14 protein-coding genes are annotated in these 17,120 nt (G+C 35.0%); 2 read left to right on the top strand and 12 right to left on the bottom strand.

Annotated features, from left to right (window positions below; genetic code table 11):
• Positions 1–2 precede the first annotated feature (2 nt).
• Entirely contained in the window at positions 3–2,723 is a 2,721-nt protein-coding gene (uvrA, locus tag AB4Y90_RS14600; RefSeq protein ID WP_441558275.1) for an excinuclease ABC subunit UvrA, read from the top strand.
• 430 nt (positions 2,724–3,153) lie between these two features.
• Here the strand turns inward: uvrA and AB4Y90_RS14595 are convergent, their stop codons facing one another.
• The 3 genes from AB4Y90_RS14595 to AB4Y90_RS14585 all read right to left on the bottom strand — a co-directional run bounded on the left by AB4Y90_RS14595 (position 3,154) and on the right by AB4Y90_RS14585 (position 5,123).
• Entirely contained in the window at positions 3,154–3,678 is a 525-nt protein-coding gene (locus tag AB4Y90_RS14595) for an endonuclease V (protein ID WP_441558274.1), read from the bottom strand.
• Between the two features lie 3 nt (positions 3,679–3,681).
• On the bottom strand, positions 3,682–4,050 hold the full coding sequence (locus tag AB4Y90_RS14590; RefSeq protein WP_441558273.1) for a glyoxalase: 369 nt from the start codon (positions 4,048–4,050) through the stop codon (positions 3,682–3,684).
• A 179-nt stretch (positions 4,051–4,229) separates the two neighbouring features.
• Positions 4,230–5,123 (bottom strand): M28 family peptidase, encoded by an 894-nt coding sequence (locus AB4Y90_RS14585; protein WP_441558272.1) that lies wholly within the window; start codon positions 5,121–5,123, stop codon positions 4,230–4,232.
• Positions 5,124–5,385: 262 nt separating this feature from the next.
• Between AB4Y90_RS14585 and AB4Y90_RS14580 the strand changes: the two genes are divergently transcribed.
• Positions 5,386–6,525: an aminotransferase class I/II-fold pyridoxal phosphate-dependent enzyme gene (locus AB4Y90_RS14580; RefSeq protein WP_441558271.1), complete on the top strand. Its 1,140-nt coding sequence runs from the start codon at positions 5,386–5,388 to the stop codon at positions 6,523–6,525.
• Positions 6,526–6,653: 128 nt separating this feature from the next.
• Here the strand turns inward: AB4Y90_RS14580 and AB4Y90_RS14575 are convergent, their stop codons facing one another.
• From AB4Y90_RS14575 to dacB, 9 genes are all read right to left on the bottom strand, one after another.
• On the bottom strand, positions 6,654–9,392 hold the full coding sequence (locus AB4Y90_RS14575; protein ID WP_441558270.1) for a sodium-translocating pyrophosphatase: 2,739 nt from the start codon (positions 9,390–9,392) through the stop codon (positions 6,654–6,656).
• A 162-nt stretch (positions 9,393–9,554) separates the two neighbouring features.
• On the bottom strand, positions 9,555–10,166 hold the full coding sequence (locus AB4Y90_RS14570) for an inorganic pyrophosphatase (RefSeq protein WP_441558269.1): 612 nt from the start codon (positions 10,164–10,166) through the stop codon (positions 9,555–9,557).
• Positions 10,167–10,511: 345 nt separating this feature from the next.
• Positions 10,512–11,444 (bottom strand): phytanoyl-CoA dioxygenase family protein, encoded by a 933-nt coding sequence (locus AB4Y90_RS14565; protein ID WP_441558268.1) that lies wholly within the window; start codon positions 11,442–11,444, stop codon positions 10,512–10,514.
• A gap of 72 nt (positions 11,445–11,516) precedes the next feature.
• Positions 11,517–12,425: a hypothetical protein gene (locus tag AB4Y90_RS14560; protein WP_441558267.1), complete on the bottom strand. Its 909-nt coding sequence runs from the start codon at positions 12,423–12,425 to the stop codon at positions 11,517–11,519.
• The gene (gene radC, locus AB4Y90_RS14555; protein ID WP_441558266.1) at positions 12,422–13,099 is read right to left on the bottom strand and encodes a RadC family protein; all 678 of its coding nucleotides are present in this window, start codon (positions 13,097–13,099) and stop codon (positions 12,422–12,424) included. The genes AB4Y90_RS14560 and radC overlap by 4 nt, the downstream gene beginning before the upstream one ends.
• Positions 13,100–13,266: 167 nt before the next feature.
• Positions 13,267–13,839: a murein L,D-transpeptidase catalytic domain-containing protein gene (locus tag AB4Y90_RS14550; protein WP_441558265.1), complete on the bottom strand. Its 573-nt coding sequence runs from the start codon at positions 13,837–13,839 to the stop codon at positions 13,267–13,269.
• Between the two features lie 9 nt (positions 13,840–13,848).
• Complete coding sequence (locus AB4Y90_RS14545) at positions 13,849–14,517, bottom strand: ABC transporter ATP-binding protein (protein ID WP_441558264.1); 669 nt, start codon at positions 14,515–14,517, stop codon at positions 13,849–13,851.
• Between the two features lie 64 nt (positions 14,518–14,581).
• Positions 14,582–15,679 carry a sensor histidine kinase gene (locus AB4Y90_RS14540; protein ID WP_441558263.1) on the bottom strand — a complete coding sequence of 366 codons (1,098 nt, stop codon included), beginning with the start codon at positions 15,677–15,679 and terminating at the stop codon, positions 14,582–14,584.
• 6 nt (positions 15,680–15,685) lie between these two features.
• Positions 15,686–17,059 carry a D-alanyl-D-alanine carboxypeptidase/D-alanyl-D-alanine endopeptidase gene (gene dacB / locus AB4Y90_RS14535; RefSeq protein ID WP_441558262.1) on the bottom strand — a complete coding sequence of 458 codons (1,374 nt, stop codon included), beginning with the start codon at positions 17,057–17,059 and terminating at the stop codon, positions 15,686–15,688.
• Between the last annotated feature and the right edge of the window lie 61 nt (positions 17,060–17,120).

Raw genomic sequence — 17,120 nt, 5'->3', positions numbered from 1 at the left:
ACCTGAAACACATTGATGTATTAATCCCGAAAAATAAGCTTATTGTCATTACAGGAGTTTCCGGAAGCGGAAAATCATCTCTGGCATTTGATACTATTTATGCGGAAGGACAAAGACGATATGTAGAAAGTCTGAGCTCTTATGCACGTCAGTTTTTAGGTAAATTAGAAAAACCAAAAGTTGATGATATCAAAGGTTTGGCTCCATCAATTGCAATTCAGCAGAAAGTTATTTCTTCAAACCCTAGATCCACAGTAGGAACTTCTACCGAGATCTACGATTATATGAAACTTCTTTTTGCAAGAATCGGTAAAACTTTTTCTCCGGTTTCAGGCGATGAAGTAAAAAAAGATTCGGTAACCGATGTGATAGATTTTATTAAAAATTCTAAAAACAACGTTCCGTTTTTACTGACAGCGCCTTTAGATTTTGATGTTGAAACGTTTACAGATACTTTAAATGTTTTAAAACTGGCAGGTTTCACAAGACTGGAAGTCAACGGAAATGTTGCCGGAATTGAAGATCTTGAAAGTTTTGGTTTCACTCCCGAAAAAGGCATGGAAATCAATCTGGTGATCGACCGTTTTTCGTATGAAGAAGACGAAAGTTTCCTTCAGCGTTTGGCAGATTCTATTCAGATGGCGTTTTATGAAGGTCGCGGATATTGTTCGTTAAAAAATACCGAATCGGGAACGGTTAAAAACTTTTCAAATAAATTTGAGCTTGATGGAATAGAATTCCTGGAACCGAATGTTCATTTTTTTAGCTTTAATAATCCTTACGGCGCCTGTCCGACTTGTGAAGGTTACGGAAAGGTGATCGGGATTGATGAAGATCTGGTGATTCCCAATAAAGCTGTGTCGATTTTTGAAGATGCGGTAGCTTCCTGGAAAGGTGAAAGCATGAGCGAATGGAAAAAAGATTTCATTAAAAAAGCAAAAGATTTTCCTATTCATAAGCCTTATCATCAATTAACGAAAGAGCAGAAAAATTACCTTTGGAAAGGTGACGGAAAAAGCAGCTTTCCTTCACTGAATAATTTCTTCAAAATGCTTGAGGAAAATTTATATAAAATTCAGTATCGTGTCATGCTTTCTCGTTACCGTGGTAAAACACTTTGCCCGACTTGTGAAGGTTTGCGTCTACGTGAAGAAACAAGCTGGGTAAAAATTGACGGAAATAATATTCAATCGATGATTGAGCTTCCGTTGGATGAGCTTTTACCATTAATTCAGGGTTTAAAACTCTCAGAACACGATAAAGAAGTTGCCAAAAGATTGTTATACGAAATTACAACCCGTCTTGAATTTTTATTGAAAGTTGGTTTGGGTTATCTTACTTTAAACCGTACTTCAAATACGCTTTCCGGTGGTGAAAGCCAGAGAATTAACCTTGCGACAAGTTTGGGAAGTTCTTTGGTGGGATCTATTTATATTTTAGATGAACCATCAATCGGTTTACATTCAAGAGATACCGAAAATTTAATTGAAGTTTTAAAAAATCTTCGTGATATAGGAAACACGGTAATTGTTGTGGAGCATGATGAAGATGTAATGAGAGCGGCAGATTATATTATTGATATTGGTCCGGAAGCCGGCTATTTAGGTGGTGAATTGGTTTTCGCAGGCGATTATAAAGAGCTGAAAGACGCCGATACGCTCACTTCAAAATATCTGACCGGAAGATTAGAGATAAAAGTTCCTGAAAAACGCAGAAAAGCAAAAGAATTTATTCATATAAAAGGGGCAAGATCAAATAATCTTAAGAATATCGATGTAGATGTTCCTCTTGAAAGTTTAGTCGTTATTTCGGGAGTTTCCGGAAGTGGAAAATCTACTTTGATGAAGGAGATTCTTACAAACGACATCCAGATTCAGCTTGGAATGGGCGGAAAAAAAGGAGATTACGATTCTGTGGAGTTTCCAAAAAAGTTAATCAAACACATCGAATTAATTGACCAAAATCCAATCGGGAAATCATCACGTTCAAATCCTGTAACGTATCTGAAAGCTTACGATGATATTCGTGATTTATTTTCTAAGCAGAAAAGCGCAAAAATGATGGGCTATAAACCGAAACATTTTTCTTTCAACGTTGACGGCGGAAGATGCGATGAATGTAAAGGTGAAGGCGTTATCAATGTTTCGATGCAGTTTATGGCAGATATCGAGCTGGAATRCGAAACCTGCAAAGGAACCCGTTTTAAAAATGAAATTCTTGAAATAAAATTCGACGAGAAAAATATTTCAGATATTCTTCACATGACGGTTGACGAAGCTTTAGAATTTTTCAGAGAAAATAAAGAAGATAAGATCGTTACCAAACTGACTCCGTTGCAAGATGTTGGTTTAGGTTATCTGCAGCTCGGGCAAAGCTCTTCTACCCTTTCTGGTGGTGAAGCGCAGCGTGTAAAACTGGCTTCGTTCCTTGTAAAAGGTGTGACGACAGATAAAACGTTATTTGTTTTTGATGAGCCTTCTACAGGATTGCATTTCCATGATATTCAAAAATTATTAAAATCATTGCAGGCATTAATCGATCTCGGTCATTCTGTGATTGTGATAGAGCATCAACCGGATATTATGAAATGTGCCGATCATATTATAGACATCGGTCCGGAAGCCGGAAAATACGGCGGAGAAGTTGTTTTTGCAGGGACTCCGGAAGATTTGGCGAAAAATAAAAAATCACATACAGCGAAATATATTGCTGAGAAATTGTAATTATATACTTATCCATAAAAAAATGTGGATAAGTAGTGAATTTTAACATTTAATTTACATTTCGTATTAAAAATATTCCTACATTTACTATGTAATAAAAACGAAATGAATCTTTTTCTTGCTTTTTTCGATTTCGAAATTGCAGTTAAATTTGAAATAAAAATTTAAGCACAGCATTGTCGGCTGTGCTTTTTTGTTGTTGTCTAACTAAAAAAATGAGATGTATTTATCTACTGAATCCGCTTCTAAAGAGCGGGTTCTTTTATTTCTATATTTAAAAATAAAAAACCGACAAGCAAAACTCATCGGTTCTTGAAAAATGAAAAATTAATATGGATATGAACTATTTAATGTTTTTAGAATCATTTTAATTCTGAAACAAATTTATGTTTATTTAGAATAAATATAAATAATTTATTGCTGATTTTTATCAGTTTCCAAAATATAGTTCATCTTTCTCTCTAGTAAGCTGATCAAGTTTTTTCAGTAATGTCGGTATTCTGTAGGCTCCGTGCATATTTTCTACATTCGTTTTCACCAAATCTGCATCAATTCCTATAGCTGTAAGGAACAGCGGTGTTTTGCTTTCTCCCCGGAAAACTGTTTTCCTTAAATCATCTTCAGATGCAAAACCGTTTTTAGCAATGCCAATAACAGGATATTTCTTATTCAAAGAATTGTAAAGATGACCGCCTAAACCAATTTTCCCGCTGTTATCTAAGGTTACATACCCATCAACAATAATAAGATCACCGTCCTTCAAATTGATCTTTTTTAACAGGCTTAAAATACAGGGCAATTCCCTTTTATAAAAAGCTCCGCTTTCATAATCAGAAGTGATTTCTGTATTTTCGGTATAAATAAAACTTTCGGCTTCAGAAGACCAGCTTTCAAAAGCAATACAAACCGTTTTTGCAAAATCTTCGTAATAAAAAGTATCGAATGCGTAAATCATCTTTTAAGAAGTAAAAAATTCTCCGAAATGCCACAAAACTCCTGCCGGATCCAGAAGAAAACATTCCTTTCCCCAAACTTCCGTTTTGGTAGGAACCAACCGTATTGAATTGTATTTTTCTTTCAGATTTAAAGAAACGAGTTCTTCCCAATAAAGGTCTACATTTTCTATTTCGAGGAAGATCATGGTGTTTTCAATCCATTCTTTTGCATAATAATCCTGCAGATAAAAAGCGAAATCTCCTTTTTTAAACACAGAAAGTTTAGAATCGATTTCCCCTTCTTCAAATCCGAGATCTCTGTAAAAAGACCTGCTTTCTGCAAAATTTTTCGATCCGATAAACGGCCTTATTGATTTTATTTTTTGATGCATGGTTTTGGGATTAGGTATTAGGAATTAGGTGTTAGGGATTAGTTGTTAGTTTTTCAGTTTTTTAGTTATTTAGTTGAGCGTTTATAAAAGATATTTAAAGGTTTAAAAATCTAACACAGAAATACTTAATACTTTAAAGCTAAAAACTAAAAAAACTGAAGTACTGAAATACTCCAAGTTTACTTCTTATCAACCACAATTCTTGCTTCACGGTTTGCGAGTTCCCAAGCTGTAGCAAAAACAAGCTGCGTTCTTTTTTGCAGCAGAGGGAAATCAATTTTTTCTACATCATCTGTAGGTCTATGATAATCTTCGTGAATTCCGTCAAAGAAAAATGCTACAGGAATGCCGTGTTTTGCAAAATTATAATGGGCATCATCTCTTCCGATCATGTCAATATTTAAATCAGCTACCGTATTTTCTAAAGGAAAAACAGGGTTGTCAGAGTAATAAGACGAACCGAAAAGCCCATGTTCTTCACCGGTTACATGCAAAAATAAAATTGATCTTTTGGGTCCGTTTCCTGCTTTTTTGGCACTCTGGAAAGCTTTGGCAATCTGCATGACCGCAACCGTTCCGCTTCCGTCGTCGTCGGCTCCGTTGTAAACTTCACCGTTTTTGGTTCCTACATGATCGTAGTGTGCAGAAATTACAATGATTTCTTCGGGTTTTTCGGTTCCTTCGATAAATGCCAGAATATTTTCAGAATCGGGAAGGTTTCCGCCACCCATTTTATTCATATAAGATGATGGGACTTTTTGATAATATGAAGTTAATTTTTTCGGAAATGAAATTCCCAGGTCTTTATAAAACTTAATAATATATTCTCCCGCTTTTTTCTGTCCACGGCTTCCCGTGTCTCTTCCTTCCATTTCGTCAGATGCAATTACATATAGATTTTTCTTTAAATCTTTCAGCTTAATTCTCTGATATGCTTTATTAAAAGCCTTTTCACTTTTTAAATTACCTGAACTTGAATATTGACCTGAATTTTGATTTTCAGTTGATGTTTTTAAACCTCCGCAGCTTATAAGAAGGATTACCGAAAATAAAGGAAGAAGCAATTTTTTCATAATTAAAATTATTTGTTTAAAAATAACAAAAAAAATTCATCTGCTTATCTCAAACATTTTTTTAATATATTTGAAAGAGACTGTTTAAATTTTTATAAAACATTTTTTAAGCATCAAGAGTTAATACAAAAGACTTAAGCTTAACTTGCGTCTTTGAGTTTTTCCAATAAATTTAAAAAGGCTCTTAATGTTTGAAAAATTAAGAATAAACATTTTTTTTAGTTTAATTAATAACATGAATTTTTAACAGGCTCTAAAGATTATGGGAAAAAATTACGGATTTAATGATTATAAATTTTTTACAGACATGTCGGAGCTTGCTTCCAGACATCAAAGTTATGATTTGTCATTAGGTCTTCCCGATTTTGAAATCGATCCCCGTCTTCGGTATTTTCTGAAAGAATCTGCAGATATGGTCAGTCACAGCTACGAATCGTTGTCGGGTAATTCTTTATTGATCGAGAATATCATTCGCTTTAATTTAAGCAGGAAAAACAGCCTGAAATTGAAATACGAAGAAGTAAATATCGTTCCCTGCTCTACTTTTGGGTTGTATACTTCTTTAAAATCTGTTTTAAATAAAGGTGACGAAGTGATTGTCATTCAGCCTTCTTATTACACTTACGCTCCTTCTATCGTTTTGAATGGCGGAGTTCCGGTTTACTATGATCTTGAAAGTGATTTTAAAATTGACTGGGAAAAACTTCAGCAGTGTATTTCACCGAAAACAAAAGCCATTATTGTAAATTCCCCTCAAAACCCTACCGGAAAAACATGGAGCAAACAAGACTGGGAACAATTATATGAACTCATAAAACACAAGGAAATTTATCTTATTTCAGAAGAAGTGTATGATATTTACCATTACGATAATGCTGAGCATTACAGCTCGTTTCTGCATCCCGAATTAAGGAAAAAAACGTTCTGCATTTTTTCGTTTGGTAAAATGTTTCACGCTACAGGCTGGAAAGTCAGCTATCTTTTAGCCGCAGAAAACCTGCTTGAAAACTTCAGAAATCATCAGCAGTACATTTCTTACAGCTCCAATTCGCCTTGTCAATATGCGATTGCAAAATATCTCGACGTTTTTGATCCTGCAGAAAATCAGACAATAATGCAAAATAAGCGGGATGTTTTCAATGAACTGATACAGTTTACGCCTTTGCATGTTGAGGAAATATCTCAGGGCGGCTTTTTCCAGATCGTAAATTTCAGAAACGTTAGCAAAACAATGACCGATGTAGAGTTTTCTAAATGGTTGACTGTAGAAAAAAAAGTGTCCTGTTTACCGCTTTCTGCATTTTATCATTCTAAAACAGATTCAGATTATATCAGGTTCAGCTTTGCCAAGAAAGACGATGTGATTGTTCAGGCTTTGGAGCATTTGAAGAGAAATTTGTAGTGATCATTAAGAGAGCAATCTTTTTATTTTTCCCATTGATTTTTGAAGATATTTTATTATGCCTAATCAAAAAGAGTTATAAACAAAAGCACCGCAAATGCAGTGCTTTTTATTTTGTTTAATTTTGACTATAAAGAAAGTACTCTCACATCAATTCTTCTGTTCTTCGCACGACACTCATCGGTGTCATTTGCTTCACAAACAGGATATAAAGAGCCATAACCTTCCGTTTCTATACGATCTCCAGAAATTCCTAATTTAAGGAGTTCCAGTTTTGCAGTCTGTGCTCTAAGGTTGGAAAGCTTTACATTTGTTGCCTGGTTTCCTGTGTTGTCGGTGTAACCTCCTAATTTTATTTTCATATTAGGATAGGCATTCATCAATTCTACAAGATTTAATAACTGTGCTTCTGCTTTTGGTTTCAGATTACTTGAATTTACTTCAAAATAAAGATTTTCAAGGGTGTACCAGTTGTTGGGATCTAAAACCGTTTTATCATTATTTTTGATAGCATTATACATCTGGTAAAGCTGGCTTCCTTCGCCAATAGAAATCTTTTTGCCGTCTTCCAATTCTACTTCTTTCAATTCTCCTGTATCATATACAAAATCTCCGTCTTCATTTAAAAAACCTTTTACTACTTTCGGAACAATAACCACATTTGTTACATTGGAACTTACAACAGTTGCAGGGTGATCCGCAGAAACTTTCGTTAAAGCTTCGATTTTTGCTTTTCTGTTGGCATCAATTTTATCTTTATGAAGCACAGCCAAAGTTGGCGCAATCACTAACGAAACAATCGACATCAGTTTAATTAAAATATTCATTGACGGCCCCGAAGTATCCTTGAACGGATCTCCAACGGTATCTCCTGTAATTGAGGCTTTATGCGGCTCAGAACCTTTGTAATAAATTTGTCCGTTAATATCAACGCCTTTTTCAAAAGATTTTTTAGCATTATCCCAAGCTCCGCCGGCGTTATTCTGGAAAATTCCCATTAAAACTCCGCAAACGGTAGCTCCGGCAAGAAAACCGCCCAAAACTTCAGGCCCGAAAATAAACCCGATCAGCAATGGAGAAACAATAGCAATCGCACCGGGAAGCATCATTTTTTTGATGGAAGCATCGGTAGAAATTGCAACACATTTTTGGTATTCCGGTTCGGCTTTTCCTTCCAGAAWTCCCGGAATCTCTCTAAACTGTCTTCTTACTTCTTCTACCATCGCCATTGCAGCCTGCCCTACTGCAGTAATTGCTAATGACGAAAATATAAAAGGAATCATTCCGCCGACAAATAATCCGGCTAAAACATCTGCTCTGTAAATATCAATGCCGTCGATTCCGGCAATTCCAACAAATGCTGCAAACAAAGCCAATGCCGTTAATGCTGCAGAAGCAATTGCAAAACCTTTTCCGGTTGCTGCTGTTGTGTTTCCTACAGCGTCTAAAATATCTGTTTTTTCACGAACTTCTTTTGGTAATTCGCTCATTTCTGCAATTCCGCCTGCATTATCAGCAATCGGACCGAAAGCATCTATTGCCAATTGCATTGCCGTTGTTGCCATCATTCCTGCTGCTGCGATTGCAACACCGTATAATCCGGCGCATAGATAAGAACCGTAAATTCCTCCTGCTAAAACAAGAATCGGTAAAAGTGTAGATTCCATTCCCACTGAAAGTCCGCCAATGATATTGGTTGCGTGACCGGTGGAAGACTGTCTCACAATACTTGAAACGGGTCTTTTCCCCATTGCTGTATAAAATTCTGTGATGATGCTCATTAAAGTTCCTACAACCAAACCAACAATGATAGCTCCAAAAACTCCCATTTTGCTAAATTCATGGCCTCTTAAAACCATGTTTTCAGGTAAAAGATAATTTACTAGGAAATAAGATGCTATTGCTGTGATGACGATGCTTCCCCAGTTTCCTAAGTTTAAAGCATTTTGTACATTGGATGTTGATGATCCTTCGTTATCATTAATTTTAACGAATAAAGTACCAATGATTGAAAAAATAATCCCGGTTCCTGCAATAAGCATTGGCAATAATATGGGAGCAAAACCACCAAACGAATCGTTTGACATTGTTTCTCTTCCCAAAACCATTGTTGCTAAAACCGTTGCTACATAAGACCCGAATAAATCGGCTCCCATCCCTGCAACATCTCCTACATTATCTCCCACATTATCTGCAATTGTAGCCGGATTCCGAGGATCGTCTTCAGGAATTCCTGCTTCTACTTTTCCTACTAAATCAGCTCCAACATCGGCTGCTTTGGTATAAATTCCGCCACCAACTCTGGCAAATAAGGCAATAGATTCTGCTCCTAAAGAAAATCCGGTAAGGATTTCTATGGTTCTTTCCATTTCGTGGGAATCTACAGGTGCATCAGGTGCAAAAACCTGCTTTATAATTAAATAAAGTGCACCTAAACCTAAAACTGCCAATCCTGCAACTCCCATTCCCATTACCGAGCCACCCGTGAAAGATACTTTAAGCGCTTTAGATAAAGAGGTTTTTGCTGCTTCTGCAGTTCTTACGTTGGCCTTTGTAGCGATCTTCATTCCTATAAAACCTGCCGAAGCAGATAAGATGGCTCCAATCACAAAAGCAATTCCAATGCTCCAATGTGAGTTGGAATTGGTCATGCCCATTACAGCAAGAAGAATGGCAACAATTATTACGAAATACATCAGAATTTTGTACTCGGCTTTAAGGAAAGCCATTGCACCGTCAGCGATATGACCGCTGATTACTTTCATTTTTTCATTTCCGGCATTTTGTCTGCTTACCCATTTACTTTGCATAAAAGTATAGATAAGGGCAACAACACCAAAAATGGGTACTAAAACAAATAAGTCCATAGTTTAATATTTTTTTGGTAATAGAATGTTAAATATAGTTAATAATTTCTATCAATCCATTTAAAATATTATTGCTTTTTGAATTATGGAAGAAATATTGGGTATTTATAACAAAAAAGCAGATGAAAATTCACCTGCTTTTATATTTTTAATAATTAAAAATTATCCTCCGTATTTGCTTGCATAATCATTTTTTGAAGCTACAATAACTTTTCTTGCATGTTCTGCTCCGTAAACTTCCTGAATTCTACATTTAGCAGGTTCATCCGGTAAATTTTTGTAGGTTAAGAAATAGTGCATCAATCTTTTTATTTCTGCTTCCGGCAATTCTGAAATATCTCTGAAATGACCAAATGCGTGATCGCTTACCATTACGGCTACAATTTTGTCATCTGCTTCACCACCGTCAATCATTTTAAAACCTCCGATTGGAATAGCTTCCATCAAAAGTCCGCCTGAGTGAATGTTGTGAGAGCTTAATACACAGATATCCAAAGGATCGTGATCTCCCATTGTAACGTCACTTGCACCGCTTTCTACCGCTAATTTCATTACTTCTTCATTACAGTAAGTTCTTGGAACAAAACCGTATAATGCAGGAATAATATTAGAAAATTTCTGAGGTCTGTCTACTTTAAGGTAACCGGTTTCTTTATCTATTTCATATTTAATGGTGTCTGAAGGAACTATTTCCACGAATACGTTCACCACGTTTGGCGCATCTTCTCCTGCAGAAATCCCATGCCATGGATGTGCTTTAAAATTTGGAATCATTATGTAAATTTATTATTTAAATTAAGCTATTATTAAAATTTCTTTTCTCAGATCTTCTATAGTTTGCCCGATATAATCATTATCATTCAAACTAATGCGGTTGCATAAGGTAAATAGTCTGAAAAATCTGTCATAATTTGAGGTAGCAAAATTACTAATAAATTGGCTCTTAGGAAAGTTTTTTAAATAAATCTTCTTTTGAACTCTGAACGTAAACCAAACCCAGTATTATTAGTTTCTTCATGCGAAAAATCAGACTCAAACATTCCGGGTCTTTTCTCGTCAAGTTCAGCAAAAACTTTTTTGTGAATTTCTTCAGTATAAGATTATTTTTCTCCGGCATCGTCACAACTCAAATAAAGCAGGTCTTTGCGTGACCTCATGATAGCACACGCTTTTTTCGTCAAAATAATGATAAACTAAGCTTTTTCGTGTTTTTGTTTTATCTAAATGTGGTTCTCCACCGTGAAGAATATTGGCATGCCAAATCAAGAGATCTCCTTTTTTAGCCCTGAAAATTTCTTTTTTCAACCCAAGTTCTTTCACTTTATTTTCAAGAAATTCTTCGTACGCTACATAACTTTTTTTACCGATTTTAAAAACTGTTCCTTCATTATCGTAATCAGAATTTAAGAAATAAGGAAGTTTATGACTTCCCGGAATATAGTGTAAAGCACCATTTGTTTCGTCCACATCATCCAAGGCGATCCAGACTCCTAAAAGTCCGCCCAAAGGATAAGTCGTCATGTGAATGCTGTCTGAATGCGTTTTTTGCTGGCTTCCGTTGATGAAATTAATGCTCTGAAACAGTTTTGCATCACCATCAATCAAAACAGACAAAAATTCAAGCAGATTTTTATCGTTTCCGATATTTTTTATGATTTCAGAATGATGAATAACGAACATCAATTTACCGCCATAACGGAATTTAATGGTTCCATCATTCATCAGTTTTTCAATCTCATCATTGATCTGATCGGCGGTTTCAGGCTTTAGATAATTTTTCAGAACCAAAAAACCGTTATTATCAAAACCTTTTGCGCTGGCTTTATTTTCGTCGGAAAGATTTTTGTAAAATGGTGTATTAAAAAGCTTTTGCTCGTCAAATTTCCTTTCATTTTCAGGTAAATGGGCAAAGTCTTTGCTCGAAATGCTCGAAAAGTAGCTTTTATCGAGACCGTATTTTTTATAAAGCGGAATATTGTGCTGTAATTTTTTTTTGTTGAAAAAATTATAAATCATGTAAGGCAACTTATAATTGCGGATCTTCTTTAGCATTGCAGACAGTTTGTAAATACTTTTATAAATTTAAGAATAATCTATAGAACTATTCTAAAGAACGTGATTAAATTAAAGTTTCATGATAAATTTCAAGCTCAGCAATTTTTTAATGATGTCTTTTTTAGAATATTCGATAATATGATAAGGCCGCAATTCAGGTCTGAAACCTCTGAAAAATTCTTCCACATTCGGCAATTCGCTTCCTTCGAAATCGAAAATTTTTGTTGAGATATTTACTTCTATACATTTGTCTATCAATACAGAAGCTCCCGATACTTTAACCGATTCTTTATCATTAAATGTTCCCAAAAGCGCAACTGTAAAATCATCAAAATAAGTGACGATAATATTGATGATCCTTTTATTGAGATAAAAAGCTGAAAAATTCAAACAATTTGCTTCATACATATTTTTAAATATTGAAATAAAAGAATCTAAGTCTTCTTCCTTATCTGCTCCCAGAAAATTTTCTTTAATAAAGCTTTCTGCCTGAGAAAAAGTAATGTTTTTAATTTCAGAATTCTTTATAATTTCTTCATCGAGTCTGAGTTTCCTTTTTCTTTTCGGAGAATATTTAGAATAAACCGTTTCGTAGTTATCAGGAAGAATGAGAAAGTTTTTTTTAGAATTCAAGGAAGTTTTAAAATGATTAAATTCATTAAAAGTATAAATCCTGATAAGATAATTTTTCTCTAAAAAATGTAAAAACTGTTCGTTGATTTCTGCATTATCCTCTTTAGAAAAAACACCCAACTGCTGACAAAGCATAGGATTATGAACGATCTTAATCCCCGATTTAAACACAAAAGGAACCGGCATTACGGCTTCATAATCTCCGTAAACCAATAATTCCCATTTTTTGTCAGAAGAAATATCTAAAAACTGTTTTGTAGCAGAATATTTTCGCTGTGCAGAGTTTTCCAGGCATTGAGCATATTTTTCAAAATCAATTTCATCGTATTTTAATTTTTTAATCATAATAATCCTTCGTCTGAAAAACTTATATAAGCGTTTTGGGTAATAATTAAATGATCCAGAAGCTGAATGTTCATCACATTTCCTGCTTCTTTTATTTGTTTGGTTATATTGATGTCTTCTTCACTGGGTTTCAGGTTTCCTGAAGGGTGATTGTGCGAAATAATAATTGCTGTTGCAAAATGTTCTAAAGCTGTTTTAAAAAGTATTCTGATGTCTACAATCGACTGGTTAATTCCGCCCTGAGTTAACTGTGAAATATGAATCACTTTATTATTTTGATTGAGAAAAAGCGCCCAAAATTCTTCAGTTCTTAAGTCTGCTAAATGTAATTTTAAAAGATTGTAAGCATCTTTACTGCTTGAAATTTGCGGTTTTTCAGGAATTTCCTGCGCTGCTCTTCTTCTCCCGATTTCAAGAGCCGTTGCAATCGAAATTGCCTTCACTTCGCCTACTCCTTTGAATTTCATTAAATCTTTAATCGTTAATAAACTGAGCTGATGCCAATTGTTATCAACCGATGCAAGAATTTTTCGGGCTAATTCTACCGCTGTTTCATCTCTGTTTCCGCTGCCCATGATAATTGCCAAAAGCTCAGAATCAGAAACCGAATTTTTACCTTTCAGCAAAAATTTTTCTCTTGGTCTGTCGTCTTCTGCCAAAAATTTTATAGACATGATTTTAGGTTATAGGTTATAGGAATTAGTTATTAAGTATTTTAGTTAATGAGAAAAAAAACATTAGTTTACTTTATATTTATTAAATTCATCCATCATCCATCATCCATCATCCATCATCCATCATCCAACAACTATCAACTATCAACTATCAACTATCAACAAAACTAATAAAAAGCATACAAAACAATGCTCTTTTTCGATTGGTCTACATATTTTGCGGTTTCTTTAAAAGCTTTTATTGAAAGCATCGGACAACCCAAGCTTAAGCACGCCAGATTTTGTGATTCCTGATCCGGAATACATCCAAAAGAATGTAGTACGATCGCACGCTGCATTGCGTTGCTGTTGGTAGAGTCTAAACCTTTTAAACGATAAGCTTTCCCGAACTGACCTGAATAACTCTCTTTAATTTCATATTTACCTAAAGATGATTGATAAGAGCCTTCAACATTAGAAAATTTAAGCTGACCTGAATTTTTGATGACAGATCCTGAACCATGAGAAACAATGGCTTTCTGTATTATTCTGTTGTTTTTTAAATCGTAAACAAAATAACGGTACTTCCCGGAATGGATTTTAAAATTAATAAAAACCGCTAGATTCTGGTTGTAATCTTTGTCTTTAATATAATTTTTAAGCTCCGAAATCCTTTCTTTAGGCAGAATATCTGTATTTGACTGAGCTTTTGACTGAGTACAGGAAATCAGAAATAATAATGCGAATAGTAAAGATTTCATATTTAAATATTATTCAATGATCAATCCGTCCTTCATCACCAGTTTGCGGTCTGTAATTTCGGCAAGTTGCGGGTTGTGTGTGACAATCACAAAAGTCTGGTTGTATTTATCTCTAAGATCAAAAAATAAACGGTGAAGATCATCTGCGTTTTTCGAATCTAAATTTCCTGTCGGTTCATCTGCATAAATGATCTTTGGCGAATTAATCAAAGCTCTTGCAACGGCCACTCTCTGCGCTTCACCTCCCGATAATTGATTCGGTTTGTGGTGAATTCGCTCTACGATTTTTAAATCTTCAAACAATTGATATGCTTTTTCCATCGCTTCTTTTTCGCTCGTTCCTGCAATTTTGGTAGGCAACAAAACGTTTTCTAAAGCCGTAAACTCGGGAAGCAGCTGATGAAACTGGAAAACAAAACCAATATTCTGATTCCTGAATTTTGAAATCTGCTTATCGGTCATATTGATAAACGATTCGTCTTTCAGTTTGATTTCAGTATTGTATTTTTCAGGGTTTGAAGGGCTGTCTAAAGTTCCCAAAATCTGAAGAAGTGTAGATTTTCCGGCGCCCGATTCCCCAACAATAGAAACAACTTCCCCGGTTTTGATGTGAATATCAACTCCTTTCAATACTTCCAGACTTCCATAAGATTTATGGATATTACTCGCTTTAATCATGCTTCAAAAATAGTGATTTTTTCTTTTGTTTTGGGGTTTTGAATGTTGCTTTTAAATTGGAAATTTAAGTCGTAAAATATTCATGATATTCCTGCACTACCCTTTTTGCCAAGCTTAAGCCTAAACCCCAACCTCGTTTTTTTGTAGAATATCCTGGTTTAAAAGCATTTTGCGCCTGATATTTTGTCATTCCGCTTCCGCTGTCTTTTACTTCAACCAGAATATTTTTGTTGCGTTCGAAAACTGACATCTGCAAAGTACCTTCACCTTTCATCGCATCAACGGCATTTTTTACCAGATTTTCAATAACCCAGCTCATCAGAATTTTGTTGTGCGGAACCAAAATATTATATGTCGGAAGCAAAAGCGTAAAATCGATCTTCTTAGAAATTCTTGTTTTCAGATAATCATAATTTTCTTTAATGGTTTCATTAAAATTGTTATCATTTAATTCGGGGACAGAACCAATTTTTGAAAATCTTTCGGAAATTGTTCTCAGCCTGTCGATGTCTTTTTCTATTTCGATAACGCCGTCAGAATCAGGATTTTCAAGCTTCATGATTTCCATCCAGCCCATCATTGATGATAATGGTGTCCCGATCTGATGGGCGGTTTCTTTTGCCAACCCTGCCCAAAGATAACCTTCGTCGGTTTTTTTCACTGTTCTTAAAAACCAGAATGAAAATAAGAAATAACACAACACAAAAAATCCCAGCAAAAACGGGAAGTACTGAAGATTATTCAGCATTCTTGAGTTGTCATAATATACAAACTGATTATTTCCGCCCTGCACTATTATTTCTATCGGCGGATATTTTTTTTCCATTTTCTTAGCTTCGGCAATAATATTTTGAGCATCATCGCCAATTTCCTTTGGTAAATGTTTATACTCTATTACCTGATCATTTTTATCTAAAATAATCATCGGGATTGTCGTATTTGAGCTATAAATGGCAAGAAGAAGTTCCTGAACTTCAAGACTTGGTGTCATATCCTGCTGAAATTTTATTGCTTTTACCAAGATATCAACTCTTTTTACTTCGTCTTTCTTTAGATAATTCACCACCATCGTTGAAGCGATCACAATGGCGACAACCACCAAAGTCATCAGAGAAAAAATAAACCAGTTGTTGAACCTGGCAAAAATGGATCTTTTTTTCAATTCTATTTATTTTAAAACATTCAAAATCTTTTGCAGTTCTGCGCTTCCGCTTCCTGAATAATTATTAATGATAATTGAATATACATATTTTTTTCCATCTTTAGAAGTATGATAGCCTGCATAAGATTTGGTATCGCGCATGGTTCCGCTTTTCATCTTCATGCCGTTGTCCTGATTAGGAAATCCGTCATAATAAGAATCAAACCAAGCCTGTTTTTTTGCATAAAGCAATGCCTGAACTTCCGCTTTTGCCGAAACATAATTTTGCGGAGAAAGCCCGCTTCCGTCGGCAAAATTGATCATGTTTGAATTGATGCCTTTTGCTTTCCAGAATTCTTTTAAATAAGCAATTCCGCTTTTGAAGCTTGAGTTTCCTTTTTTCTCTTTACCTAAAGTTTTAACTAAATTTTCTCCGTATAAATTCACAGATTTCCTCAGAAACCAATACACAATTTTGTCTAAAGCCGGTGATTCATAAGTGAGAATGATATTGTTTTTTGGAGCTTCCAAAGCTTTTTTACCATCAATTTCGAGTTGGGAACTGGTTATCACTTTTCCTGAAATATCAATTCCTGAATCTTTCAGCCATTTCTGAACTTCAGCGCCCAATTGTAAAGGCGGATTGGGAACAGATCCCGAAACGGTGGTTACTTTTCCAGCCGGTAAACTTCCGTTTATTAAAGCAACATCAGAATGTGGCGCTGTAAAAATTAAACTCTGATCTGAACTTCCCGAAGCTTTTAAATCATTCAGCCATTTTACATTTTCTAAAGGATAAGAAAAACTTTTAAAATCGCTTCCGTTGATGTGGATGTCAAATTGGTTTTCTCTCCAGTTGACGCCCCAAACTCCGGCTCCGTAATAATTTCCCAAATCGTCCCACGGCCAGCCTCCGGGAATGGTTTGATGGTCAAAATAAGAATCGTCGATCACCAGATCACCTGAAATTTTTGTAATTCCTGATTTTTTAACTGCTTCGATCAGTTTTTGTTTAAAATTTTCGGGTTTGTACTCTTCATACCTCCAGCTTCCCAAAGTAGGATCGCCGTTTGAAGTGATGAAAAGATTTCCATTTAAATTTCCATTAGAAATCGTTCCTGAATATGATGATGTTGTTTTGTATGTGTAATTTTTGCCTAAAGTTTCCAAAGCTGCGGCGGCTGTAAAAATTTTTTGCGTTGAAGCTGTAGATAACCCTTTATTTCCCTGAAATTCATAAACAAGATTTCCGCTTTCATCGGCAACATAGAAAGACAGGTTTGATGAAATTGCCGAAGAAGAATTCATCAGATTTTTTGTAGCATCATCTAATTTTTGGGCAACGTTTTGGGCAAAAATAATTTGTGTGGAAAGGGCAAGAAATACAAAAGTCTTCTTCATGGAAATATTATTAAAGTTTAAAGATAAGAATCATTTGACTCTTAGCCGTTTTGTATGTAAA

The sequence above is a fragment of the Chryseobacterium sp. 2TAF14 genome (assembly GCF_052115105.1).
Lineage (GTDB): Bacteria > Bacteroidota > Bacteroidia > Flavobacteriales > Weeksellaceae > Chryseobacterium.
Note: the sequence above shows the minus strand (reverse complement) of the source record. Positions and strands in the feature narration are given on the sequence as shown.